Below are 11,901 nucleotides of genomic sequence, written 5' to 3'. Positions count from 1 at the left end.
AGAAGGAGGTCCCATGAAATGTATCGGTCTGCTGGGGGGCATGAGCTGGGAGTCCACCGTCAGCTACTATCAGGCGCTCAACCGGGGCGTGCGAGCACGGCTCGGCGGCCTGCACTCGGCGCGGGTGCTGCTGAGCAGCGTCGACTTTGCCGAGATAGAGCGGCTGCAACACGTCGGGGATTGGCCCGCCACCGCCCGTCTGCTGGCGGCCGAGGCGCGGGCCATCCAGGCCGGTGGCGCCGATTTTCTGCTGATCGGCACCAACACCATGCACAAGGTGGCGCCGGAGATTGAGGCCGCCATCGACATCCCGCTGCTCCATATCGCCGATGCCACCGCGCGTCAGCTGCAAGCGGACGGGATACAAAGGGTCGGCCTGCTCGGCACCCGCTTCACCATGGAGCAGGATTTCTACAAGGGGCGCTTGCAGGAGAAGTTCGGGCTGGAGGTGCTGGTGCCTGATGCGGCGCAGCGGGAGCGGGTGCACCGCATCATCTATGACGAGCTGTGCCTTGGCGACATTCGCGACGCCTCACGGGCCGAGTACCTGGCCATCATCCGCGCGCTGGCCGATGCGGGCGCCCAGGCGGTGATCCTCGGCTGTACCGAGATAGCCCTGCTGGTGGGAGAGGCCGAGGCTGCGGTGTCGCTCTACGACACCACTTCGATTCACGCCGAGGCGGCGGTGAGCCTGGCGCTGGCTTGACGATCATGGCTCTGCTGGCAAGCGGATGAGGCAAATAGTGGGTTGGAATATGCCGGCGCCACGGTGCCGCTCTACGACACCACCGCGATTCACGCCGAGGCGGCGGTGAGTCTGGCGCTGGCTTGACGACCATGGCTCTGCTGGCAAGCGGATAAGCCAGAAACTGTCCGGCCGCCGGCTCGGCAGGGCTTGACCTTGCCGCAGGGTTGCTGCATAGGCTGAAGGTCCGCTTTGGCCAACGAGGAGTGACTCATGCAGCGTCGCGATTTTCTCAAACTCTCCACCGCCGTCGGTGTTGCCGGTGCCTTGCCCTGGTGGGGGCGGGCGCTTGCCGCCGAGCGCCCAGCCCTGCCTATTCCTGCGCTGCTGGAGGCGGACGCCAGCGGCCTGTTCCAGCTCAGGGCCCAGCCGGGCCAGATGCAGTGGCGACGTCAGCCGACCCGCAGCTGGGGCTACAACGGCAACCTGCTCGGCCCCACATTGCGTGCCCGCCAGGGGCAGGCGGTGCGAGTCCGGGTCGCCAACCAGCTGGCGGAGACCACCACGATCCACTGGCACGGGCTGGAGGTGCCGGGCACCGCCGATGGTGGCCCGCAGGCCAGCATCCCCTCCGGCAAAGAGTGGCAGGCGGCGTTTCGCATCGAGCAGCCGGCGGCCACCTGCTGGTATCACCCCCATACCCACGGACAGACCGGCCATCAGGTGGCCATGGGGCTGGCCGGGCTCTTCATCCTAGACGACGAGGAGAGCCTGCGGCTGCCGCTGCCCCAGCGCTGGGGGGTGGACGACATCCCGCTGGTGCTGCAGGACAAGCGGCTCGATGGGCGGGATCAGGTGGACTACCAGCTGGACGTGATGAGCGCGGCGGTCGGCTGGTTCGGCGATCTGATGCTGACCAACGGCGCCGTCTATCCGACCCACGACGCCCCCCGCGGCTGGCTGCGGTTGCGGCTGCTCAACGGCTGTAATGCCCGCTCCCTCACGCTGGCGACCAGTGACGGCCGCCCCTTGTATGTGATCGGCAGCGATGGCGGCCTGCTGGCGGAGCCGGTGGCGCTGAGCGAGCTGGCGCTGCTGCCGGGGGAGCGCTTCGAGGTCATGGTGGATGCCCGCAACGGCCAGGCGTTCGACCTGCTCACCCTGCCGGTGCGCCAGATGGGGATGACCCTGGCGCCGTTCGATGCGGCCTTGCCGCTGCTGCGGATCCGGCCCTCCCTCATCGAGGGCAAGGGGCGCCTGCCGGACAGCCTGGCCCGGCTGCCGGCGCTGCCCGCCACTCAAGAGTTGCCGAGCCGCACCCTGACCCTGTCGATGGATCCCGAGCTGGACCGGCAGGGGATGCAGGCGCTGATGAGCCGCTACGGCCACGGCGCCATGGCGGGCATGAGCATGGAGCATGGCGATACGGGCAGCATGGCCGGGATGAAGATGGACGGGCAGGGCGACGGGATGGCCGGGATGTCGATGGCGGGGATGGATCACGGCGACATGGCCGACATGAAGCAAGAGGGCGGCGCGCTGGACTTGCACGGCGGCAACCGTATCAATGGCCAGGCCTTCGCCATGAACGACCCGCAGTTTGCGGTCAAGCGCGGCCGCACCGAGCGCTGGATCATCTCGGGGGAGGGGGACATGATGCTGCACCCCTTCCACATTCACGGCACCCGTTTCCGGATCCTGAGCGAGAACGGTCAGCCGGTGGCCCCCCATCGCGCCGGCTGGAAGGATATCGTCAAGGTGGAGGGCGGGCGCAGCGAGGTGCTGGTGCGCTTCGATCACACGGCGCCGAAGGAGCGGGCCTACATGGCTCACTGTCATCTGCTGGAGCATGAAGACACCGGCATGATGCTCTCGTTCACGGTGGAAGAGTGAAATAATGGCCCGTTCGGGGCCATTGTTTTTTACTGGTCAGATCTCACTATCTGGCTGCGCCGCATACCCCTCGGCATAAAAGCGTGTAAAATTGCGCCCTGAATTTTCCGGCCGGCGTACGCCGGCCGCGACTCCTTACACGCAAGGCTGACATTGTGACAGAAGTAGATAGATTCGCGGACATTCGCCCCTACCGCGATGAGGAAGTACCGGCAGCCATCGAGCGGCTGATCCGGGATGATGAATTCATCGGCGCCATCGCCAAGTATCGCTTCGGCTCCCTGATGAGCTGGCTGGGCTGGGCCATTCGCCCGCTGATCCGCCAGTTCCTGCGCTACAAGTGGTCCAAGGTGACCACCATCCATCAGGTGCAGATGGGGGTGACCCGCTACATGAGCCGGATGATCGCCACCTCCACCCAGGGGGTGACTTTCTCCGGGCTTGAGCATCTTAAAAAAGAGCAGGGCTACCTGTTCGTCTCCAACCACAGGGACATCGCCATGGATCCGGCGTTCGTCAACTGGGGTCTGCACACCCATGGTTTCGATACCGTGCGCATTGCCATCGGCGACAACCTGCTGCGTAAACCCTGCGCCACCGAGCTGATGAAGCTCAACAAGAGCTTCATCGTCAAGCGCTCCGCCAAGGGGCCGCGGGAGATGATGAAGGCGCTCGGCGAGCTGTCGGCCTACATCGGCCAGTCGGTGCACGAAGGCCACTCCATCTGGATCGCCCAGAAGGAAGGGCGCGCCAAGAACGGCGACGACAAGACGGATCCGGCCATCCTCAAGATGTTCTACGTGGACGGCAAGAAGCAGAAGATCGAGTTCGTCGACTACATGCGCAGCCTCAACATAGTGCCGGTCAGCATCAGCTACGAGCTGGATCCCACCGACAAGGCCAAGGCGCGCGAGCTGTACGAGAAGTCCATCAACGGCAGCTACGAGAAGGGCGAGTTCGAGGACATCGAGAGCATAGTCGCCGGCATCGTCGGCCAGAAGGGGCGGGTACACGTCTCCTTCGGCGCCCCCATCACCGAAGGCTTCAGCGATCCGGATGAACTGGCGGCGCTCATCGACAAGGCGATCTGGGGCAACTACCGCCTCTTCCCGGGCAACTACCTGGCTGCGGATGTGGCGGGCCACGCCAATACCATCGAACAGGCTGCTTTCCTGAGCCGTCAGTCGGAGGTACCAGAAGAGCACAAGGCCATCTGGCGTGCCATGTACGCCAAACCGGTGGAGAACGCCGCCAAGGCTTGAATGACACCGGTTTTGACCAGGTGATGCGAAAAAAACGGGAGCTGATGCTCCCGTTTTTGCGTCTGGTCAAAGTCGCCGGCAATGGAGTAGTGAATAATATTGTTTCAGCTGGTACGATCACCCGGCGAACGCGCTTGCCCCGCTTGGCAAGCCGAGGATGAGTGTGTAACAGTGCACTCACCACGCCGGAGAGAGCCATGGCTCCATCCCGGTCTGCACGGATAGCAGACGGTGTGACACAAGGACCTTCAACGGGTCCTTTTTCATTTTGCGGCTAAGATGTCGCCTGAATACACCTAAGGAAGCGCCATGATCACCGGCAGTCTGAATACCTTGCAGCGTACGCCGCTGCCCGCCCCGCTCGACCGCATCCTGGTCGAGGTGGTGCAAAGCGTCGACCGGTGGCGGCATGCCCCGCTCGGCAAGCAGGAGGTCGACGGCCTCAAGCTGTTCTGCCTGGTGAGCGAAGAGCTGACCGAGCCGGCGGCGGATCGCCGTGGCGAGTTCCATCAGCAGTACCTGGACATCCAACTGCTGCTCGCCGGCGAGGAGTGGATCGGGGTCGGCCCGCACACCTACGCGAGCGAAGGGGCGGATCACCCCCATCCCGATCTCTGGTTCGTCGACGACGAACAGACCAGTTATCTGGCGTTGCTGCCCGGCGACTTCGCCATCTTCTGGCCGGGAGAACTGCATCGCCCCCTCTGCACCCCCAACCCGCCGGCCAAGGTGAAGAAGCTGGTGGTCAAGGTGCACCGGGATCTGCTGGCCGGCCTGTAACCGCTGGCGCAGCCTGACTGAGACGAGTGGCCGGAATCATCCGGATTTGCACTTAACATATTGAAAAATTGGGCGCACTTTCCTGCGACCATAAGCCCCCGGCAGGGGAATCCCATCCATGTTGGATGACACGACACTGTCGGCATAAAGCCGAAGCACAGGAAGATGTAGAACATGAGCAAGTTGGTATTGATCCTTAACTGCGGTAGCTCTTCCCTGAAATTTGCCGTAATGGACGCCGAAACAGGTGAGGACATGCTGTCCGGCCTGGCCGAATGCTTCAATCTGGATGATGCACGTATCAAATGGAAACTCCACGGCGTCAAGGGCGAGGCCATGCTGGGCGCGGGTGCCGCGCACCAGGAAGCCCTCGACCACATCGTGGGTCACATCTTGCCGCAGGATCCGACCCTGGCCGAGCAGCTGGTGGCCATCGGCCATCGCATCGTGCACGGCGGCGAGCAGTTCTCCCGTTCCGTTCGCATCGATGACAGCGTGATCGCCGGCATCGAAGCCGCCATTCCGTTCGCTCCCCTGCACAACCCGGCGCACCTCATCGGCATCCGTGCCGCCCTCAAGGTCTTCCCGGCGCTGGCAGAGAAGAACGTGGCCGTGTTCGACACCGCCTTCCACCAGACCCTGCCAGAGGAAGCCTACCTCTACGCGCTGCCCTACAAGCTCTACAAAGAGAACGGCATCCGTCGTTACGGCGCCCACGGCACCTCCCACCGCTTCATTGCAGAAGAGACCGCCAAGGCGCTGGGCAAGCCGCTCGCAGAGCTCAACATCATCAACTGCCACCTGGGTAACGGCGCTTCCGTCTGCGCCATCCGTGGCGGCGAATCCGTCGACACCTCCATGGGGCTGACCCCGCTGGAAGGGCTGGCAATGGGCACCCGCTCCGGCGACATCGACCCCGCCGTGGTCTTCTTCATGCACGACCAGCTTGGTTACAGCGTGGAGCAGATCAACCACACCCTGACCCGTGAGTCCGGCCTGCTGGGCATGACAGAGGCGAGCAGCGACTGCCGCTATGTCACTTCCAACTACGCCACCGACGCCGGTGCCAAGCGTGCGCTGGACGTGTTCACCTACCGGGTGGCCAAGTATGTCGGTGCCTATGCCGCCGCCATGGACGGTCGTCTGGACGCCCTGGTGTTCACCGGTGGTATCGGTGAGAACGCCGCCATGGTGCGCGAGATGGTGCTGGATCGTCTGGCCCTGTTCGGCTTCAAGGTCGACAAGGAGGCCAACAACGCCGCCGTGCTGGGCGGCGAGGGCCCCATCACCGCCGAAGGCAGCCGCCTGGCGCTGGTGATGCCCACCAACGAAGAGCTGGTTATCGCCCGCGATGCCCTGAGCCTGGTCGGCTGACGCCCCCTCGCTCCCAGACAACGCCCGGCCCCTGCCGGGCGTTGTCGTTTGTGGGCCGGTGCCCATTTGACATGGGGTGGCAGATACGTACCCTGACCGCAGTTTCACGCACAGGAGGATGGGATGAAGGAGACGATTTTTCGCTGGCTGGCCGGGCTCGGACTGGAGGTGACCGGCATGACGGGGCTGGTGATCGCCCTCGGCTTCATCGTGCTCACCTCGCTGGTGCTGCACATGCTGCTGCACCGGGTGCTGCTGGTACGGCTGGTGGGCGTGCTCGGCAAGACCATGCAGGTGTGGCTGCCGCCCCAGCTGCAGCAGCGGCTGTTCTACCGGCTCGCCTTCGTGTTGCAGGGGGCCGTGCTGCTGGGGCAGGCCGAGATCTGGCTGCCGCGCGACTCCGAAAGCCTGCAGCTTATAGAGACGGTGGCCCAGCTCTGGATCCTGCTGTTCCTGCTGCTCTCCCTGTTCGCCCTGCTCGACTGCCTGCTGTCGGTGAGCCGCTATACCCGGCTCGGGCGGGATCTGCCCCTGCGCGGCATCTTCCAGGGGGTGAAGCTGGTGGGCAGCATCCTGGTGGGCATCCTGATGATCGCCCTGCTGCTTGGCAAGTCGCCGCTGTTCCTGTTCAGCGGCCTGGGTGCCATGACCGCGGTATTGATGCTGGTGTTCAAGGACCCCATCCTCGGGCTGGTGGCCGGCATCCAGCTCTCCGCCAACCGCATGCTGAGCGTCGGTGACTGGCTGCAGATGGACAAGTACGGCGCGGATGGCGAGGTGACCGACATCGGCCTCACCACGGTCAAGGTGTCGAACTGGGACAAGACCATCACCACCATCCCCACCTATGCCCTCATCTCCGACTCCTTCAAGAACTGGCAGGGGATGACGGAGTCGGGCGGCCGGCGCATCAAGCGCAGCGTCAACATCGACATGACCAGCGTGCGCTTCCTGACGGCGGACGAGCAGCTGCAGCTCAAGCAGGCCCAGCTGCTGGCGCCCTATCTGAGCCGCAAGGAGCAGGAGCTGAGCGCCTACAACCAGCAGCTGAGCGACGCCATCAGTTGCCCCATCAACGGCCGCCACCTCACCAACCTAGGCACCCTGCGCGCCTATCTGGACGCCTACCTGCGCGCCCACCCCGGCATTCGCAAGGACATGACCCTGATGGTGCGCCAGCTGGCGCCGACCACGGACGGCCTGCCGCTGGAGATCTACTGTTTCACGGCGACCACCGCCTGGGCCGATTACGAAGGGATCCAGGCCGACATTTTCGACCACATTTTTGCCATCATCGAGCAATTTCATCTGCGGTTGCACCAATCTCCCACAGGTTACGATATGCGCGCCTGGCAAAAGGGGTGAACGGCCATCAGACCAGGGCTGGCGGCGGATAAAAAAAGCGATATTAATCGCTGACCCGCCGCCACTTGTCAGTTGAAATTTGCCCGGCAGAGGAGAAAAATGGCGGCCTTCTCTTCGCCCCCGGATCGCCTGCCGCTCCCGGGTCAGCCCAGAGTCTTGAACCACGTCATCCATTACAGGAAAGTTATGAAGCTCCTCCACACTACTGCGGCCGCGCTGTGCTGCAGCCTCCTCTTGGGCGCCGCGCCTGCGCTCGCTGTTGAATACGCCCTGCCTGCGGCCAACAGCCGCCTGGTGGGTGAAAATCTGGAATACGTGGTCCCGGCCGAAGAAAACGGCCAGCCGCTGGAGGCCGCCGCCGCCAAATTCCAGCTGGGGCTGACCAACATGCTGGAGGCCAACCCCAAGGCGGATCCTCTGCTGCTGCAGACCGGCGAAAAGCTGATCGTGCCGCACCAGCTGATCCTGCCGGATGCGCCCCGTGAAGGGATCGTGCTGAACGTGGCCGAGATGCGCCTCTACTACTACCCGAAAGGCAAGAAGGTGGTGGAAGTGCTGCCCATCGGCATCGGCCAGCTTGGCACCGACACCCCGGAAAACTGGGTGACCAGCGTGCAGCGCAAGAAGGCGGGCCCGACCTGGACCCCGACCGCCAAGATGCATGCCGAATATGCCGCCCGTGGCGAGACCCTGCCGGCAGTATGGCCGGCCGGCCCGGACAACCCCATGGGGCTGTTCGCGCTCTACATCGGCAAGATGTACGCCATCCACGGCACCAACGCCCAGTTCGGCATCGGCCTGCGGGTGAGCCACGGCTGCGTGCGCCTGCGCAACGACGACATCGAGTACCTGTTCAAGAAGGTGCCGGTCGGTACCCGCGTGCAGTTCGTCAACCAGCCCATCAAGGCCAGTGTCGAGCCGGATGGCCGCCGCTACCTGGAAGTGCATCAGCCGCTCTCCCGCAATCAGGAGGAGTTCAACTCCAGCCTGCCTGCGCCGCTGCCGATGACCCCGGCGGTCACCCGCTTCATCGCCCATGCCGACAGCGACTCCCAGCTGGTCAAGCAGGCGCTGGAGCAGCGCAGCGGCATGCCGATCGCGATCAATCGCTGATTGGCACACTTGCCGACATGGCCCCGACTTCTGGTCGGGGCTTTTTTTTGCCGCCGTGGCGGGATCGAACCCCTGAACATGCCCGGTGGATAAGCAGTTGCTGCGTCAGGATAAAATCTGGCGGAACGGGGTAAAGCTGGTCTGTTGGTTAAAGATGAAACGTTTATATTGTGTTTTCTGTTTGTTAAAAAAGGTTGAGGTCATGGGATCTGCTGATTAAGCTAGGGCGGTTTTTTTAAGGAAGAGTCCGTCGTCAGAACGGGCACACACGTCACATAACGGAGTTTTGAATGACAGCCAGCACACCCATGCTCATCACCTTTCTGGTGTATATCCTCGGGATGGTTCTGATCGGCTTTATCGCCTATCGCGCCACCCGCAACTTTGACGACTACATTCTCGGCGGCCGCCGGATGGGGAGCTGGGTGACCGCCCTCTCCGCCGGTGCCTCCGACATGAGCGGTTGGCTCCTGATGGGCCTGCCGGGCGCCGTCTTTATCGGCGGCATCTCCGAGAGCTGGATCGCCATCGGCCTCACCCTGGGGGCCTACCTCAACTGGCGCTGGGTCGCCGGCCGGCTGCGGGTGCATACCGAGAAGAACCGCAACGCCCTGACCCTGCCGGACTACTTCACCTACCGCTTCGAGGACAAGAGCCGGGTGCTGCGCATCCTCTCCGCCCTGGTGATCCTGCTGTTCTTCACCATCTACTGCGCTTCCGGCGTGGTGGCCGGTGCCCGCCTGTTCGAGAGCACCTTCGGCATGAGCTATGACACCGCCCTCTGGGTCGGTGCCGCGGCCACCATCACCTACACCTTCTTCGGCGGCTTCCTCGCGGTGAGCTGGACCGATACGGTGCAGGCCACCCTGATGATCTTCGCCCTGATCCTCACCCCGGTGTTCGTCATCATCGCGGTGGGCGGCATCGACACCGCCATGGTGCAGGTGGCGGCGCAGAACGCCGGCAACCTCGACATGTTCAAGAACCTGGACTTCATCGCCATCATCTCCCTGATGGCCTGGGGCCTGGGCTACTTCGGCCAGCCCCACATCCTGGCGCGCTTCATGGCGGCGGACTCCCACCACTCCATGACCAATGCCCGTCGCATCAGCATGACCTGGATGGTGCTTTGCCTCGGCGGCGCCGTGGCCATCGGCTTCTTCGGCCTCTCTTACTTCTCCACCTTCACCGAGCAGGCTGGCGGCGTGACTGCCAACCCTGAGCGGGTCTTTATCGAGCTCTCCAAGATCCTGTTCAACCCCTGGATCGCCGGCGTGCTGCTCTCCGCCATCCTGGCGGCGGTGATGAGTACCCTCAGTTGCCAGCTGCTGGTCTGCTCCAGCGCCATCACCGAGGATCTCTACAAGCCGTTCCTGCGCAAGAACGCCTCCCAGCAGGAGTTGGTGTGGGTCGGCCGCGCCATGGTGCTGGTGATCGCGCTCATCGCCATCGCCGTTGCCATGAACCCGGAAAACCGGGTGCTGGGGCTGGTGAGCTACGCCTGGGCCGGCTTTGGCGCCGCCTTTGGCCCCGTGGTGCTGCTCTCCGTGCTCTGGTCACGGATGACCCGCAACGGCGCCTTGGCGGGCATGTTGGTGGGCGCCCTGACCGTCATCGTCTGGAAGCAGTTCGGCTGGCTGGGACTCTATGAAATCATCCCTGGCTTCCTCTTCTCCGGACTCGCCATCCTGGTGTTCAGCCTGTTGGACAAGGCCCCCTCCAAGGCCATGCTGGAGCGCTTCGACGACGCCGAGCGCGAGTTCCAGACCCCGCCGGATGCTCTGGGTCAGCCGGTTGCCGTCAACTGAGTCAGTTACTGTCGATAACAAAAAGCCCCGCAATGCGGGGCTTTTAAATACAGTATTGGAAAGGGTGGGGCCCAGACCTCTGTAAATGAAAATAGACCTAGCCGAGAGCTTGGATTGAGCACCGTCGTATTAGTTAAAACAAGGCACCGGCTCAAGGCCGGTGTCAGGTGATAACGAGATCTGTACATTCAGTGCATGGTGAAAATATTACGCGTTGCGAATCTATCTTAAACAATTTGCTAGATACTAGTCCTCAACATCATCCCAATTACGCTGTCTGTTATAGTAGCAACTAAACTCGGACAAAGAACAAACTCTGAATGCTAGCTCACGATCTAGTTCTAAGAACATTGCTATATCTGATAAGTGTCCATAATTTAGCTCAAACCACTCACCTCTAATACAAAATTCAGAATAGTTGTTGTGCAAAAAACTTTCTAAGTAGGAAATTTCTTTGCCCAAGTAGTCATCTAAATCTGCTTCGAAGTAGCAAATAAGCTTAAGTTTATATGGACACCCTGTCTGGTGAGTGGCAAGACGCTTTTCAAGATCGTTAGTAACACCAATTTTATAGTACTTACTTCTTCCGCAACGGATAATATACAAGTACCTTGGAGCATTGTCATTTTTCAAATAATTATTATATTTTTTGTACGCAAGCTTCAAATCATCTTCTGTTGCTTGCGAATAATCAAACAGAGCTGCGATCTTTAGAGCATGTGCCTTTGTGAAACGAATTGAACTATACCAACGGCTCAATCTTTCCTCCTGCTATTTAACACCCTGTTAAGGGGCTAGCAACGAATACAGATGTCGCTACATACCACCTTAAGAATTAAACGCAACGCATGATAAAAATGCCATGCTTTGCGAGTCACTCTTAAAAAGTTTGTAATGCTATTTTTTGTCTGTAATAGCTTCAACACCTCGGATAGAGAAACGTTTGCTGTAATGAGGCGATTTGTATAGAGCTTTAGTTTTTTTCTCAGCGGTCGTAATTAAAAGTTCCATTGCTTCGGCTAAACCTTTTTCCTTGTATGCTGTAGACAGATCATTACTAAAACTCATATCTGGATTTGCCGTTATGCACGGCACTTTAGGATGACCAATTTGCTCCAAGTACGCATAAAAAGCATCTTTTGAAATGACAAGGCCAAACTCGCGCCACGCATATTTCTTACCCCAGTAATAACCATCTGTGGCTTTGTGTGTGACCCTTTCGTCATTTTTTTGTTTGTTAACTTTATGTCTAGCTTTAGAAAACTCTTTTGCATACATGTAGGATAGCATCGGGTTTACACTGTCTGATTTTGAAATACACGACAGGTCGACGATCTTACGGCCATCTTTATCCTCGCGGAATCCGATATTATACCTTTCGCCTTCTTCCATTTCGGCAACTCCATTTGCCTCGAACTGATACAAGGTATTAGTTGTTTTTGGTTTAAATGTGTGCAAAAAACGACCTTCATCAATATAAGTCGTTGTGTACTCAGTGACAATAACGTCATAGATTGTTTTTAAATCTCTTGATTTCATAAATACCTAACCATTTCTACTGACATGTTTAAAATTACATAACGTGGATTTTCATGGGGGACGCTTAGCTGCGACCCAGGCC

The 11,901-nt window shown here is 60.5% G+C and carries 10 protein-coding genes; 8 read left to right on the top strand and 2 right to left on the bottom strand.

Annotated elements, in window-relative coordinates:
* Positions 1–13: 13 nt before the first annotated feature.
* From AB5Y95_RS05040 to putP, 8 genes are all read left to right on the top strand, one after another.
* A complete protein-coding gene (locus AB5Y95_RS05040; RefSeq protein ID WP_368159772.1) occupies positions 14–706 on the top strand; it encodes an aspartate/glutamate racemase family protein in 693 nt (230 codons plus the stop codon).
* A gap of 252 nt (positions 707–958) precedes the next feature.
* Entirely contained in the window at positions 959–2,578 is a 1,620-nt protein-coding gene (cueO, locus tag AB5Y95_RS05035; RefSeq protein ID WP_368159769.1) for a multicopper oxidase CueO, read from the top strand.
* A 155-nt stretch (positions 2,579–2,733) separates the two neighbouring features.
* On the top strand, positions 2,734–3,840 hold the full coding sequence (locus AB5Y95_RS05030; protein WP_010636222.1) for a 1-acyl-sn-glycerol-3-phosphate acyltransferase: 1,107 nt from the start codon (positions 2,734–2,736) through the stop codon (positions 3,838–3,840).
* A 309-nt stretch (positions 3,841–4,149) separates the two neighbouring features.
* A complete protein-coding gene (locus tag AB5Y95_RS05025) occupies positions 4,150–4,620 on the top strand; it encodes a YhcH/YjgK/YiaL family protein (protein WP_368159767.1) in 471 nt (156 codons plus the stop codon).
* A 174-nt stretch (positions 4,621–4,794) separates the two neighbouring features.
* Positions 4,795–5,994, top strand: coding sequence for an acetate kinase (locus AB5Y95_RS05020; RefSeq protein WP_123247351.1), 1,200 nt, complete (start codon positions 4,795–4,797; stop codon positions 5,992–5,994).
* 123 nt (positions 5,995–6,117) lie between these two features.
* The gene (locus AB5Y95_RS05015; RefSeq protein ID WP_019840872.1) at positions 6,118–7,359 is read left to right on the top strand and encodes a mechanosensitive ion channel family protein; all 1,242 of its coding nucleotides are present in this window, start codon (positions 6,118–6,120) and stop codon (positions 7,357–7,359) included.
* A 186-nt stretch (positions 7,360–7,545) separates the two neighbouring features.
* Positions 7,546–8,472 (top strand): L,D-transpeptidase family protein, encoded by a 927-nt coding sequence (locus AB5Y95_RS05010; protein ID WP_005304791.1) that lies wholly within the window; start codon positions 7,546–7,548, stop codon positions 8,470–8,472.
* Positions 8,473–8,762: 290 nt separating this feature from the next.
* Complete coding sequence (gene putP, locus AB5Y95_RS05005) at positions 8,763–10,280, top strand: sodium/proline symporter PutP (RefSeq protein WP_324002650.1); 1,518 nt, start codon at positions 8,763–8,765, stop codon at positions 10,278–10,280.
* 246 nt (positions 10,281–10,526) lie between these two features.
* Here putP and AB5Y95_RS05000 read toward each other — a convergent pair whose 3' ends face one another.
* The gene (locus AB5Y95_RS05000; RefSeq protein WP_368159764.1) at positions 10,527–11,039 is read right to left on the bottom strand and encodes a GIY-YIG nuclease family protein; all 513 of its coding nucleotides are present in this window, start codon (positions 11,037–11,039) and stop codon (positions 10,527–10,529) included.
* Positions 11,040–11,177: 138 nt separating this feature from the next.
* The gene (locus AB5Y95_RS04995) at positions 11,178–11,819 is read right to left on the bottom strand and encodes a hypothetical protein (protein WP_368159761.1); all 642 of its coding nucleotides are present in this window, start codon (positions 11,817–11,819) and stop codon (positions 11,178–11,180) included.
* Positions 11,820–11,901: the final 82 nt, after the last annotated feature.

The sequence above is a fragment of the Aeromonas sp. R5-3 genome, assembly GCF_040908225.1.
Lineage (GTDB): Bacteria > Pseudomonadota > Gammaproteobacteria > Enterobacterales > Aeromonadaceae > Aeromonas > Aeromonas dhakensis.
This window is presented reverse-complemented; position numbering and strand designations above follow the sequence as displayed.

Bases quoted from the DNA above. Each gene is read 5' to 3' on its own strand.
- AB5Y95_RS05040 (WP_368159772.1), top strand. From the start codon at position 14: ATGAAATGTATCGGTCTGCTGGGGGGCATGAGCTGGGAGTCCACCGTC.
- cueO (WP_368159769.1), top strand. From the start codon at position 959: ATGCAGCGTCGCGATTTTCTCAAACTCTCCACCGCCGTCGGTGTTGCC.
- AB5Y95_RS05025 (WP_368159767.1), top strand. From the start codon at position 4,150: ATGATCACCGGCAGTCTGAATACCTTGCAGCGTACGCCGCTGCCCGCC.
- AB5Y95_RS05020 (WP_123247351.1), top strand. From the start codon at position 4,795: ATGAGCAAGTTGGTATTGATCCTTAACTGCGGTAGCTCTTCCCTGAAA.
- AB5Y95_RS05015 (WP_019840872.1), top strand. From the start codon at position 6,118: ATGAAGGAGACGATTTTTCGCTGGCTGGCCGGGCTCGGACTGGAGGTG.
- AB5Y95_RS05010 (WP_005304791.1), top strand. From the start codon at position 7,546: ATGAAGCTCCTCCACACTACTGCGGCCGCGCTGTGCTGCAGCCTCCTC.
- putP (WP_324002650.1), top strand. From the start codon at position 8,763: ATGACAGCCAGCACACCCATGCTCATCACCTTTCTGGTGTATATCCTC.
- AB5Y95_RS04995 (WP_368159761.1), bottom strand. From the start codon at position 11,819: ATGAAATCAAGAGATTTAAAAACAATCTATGACGTTATTGTCACTGAG.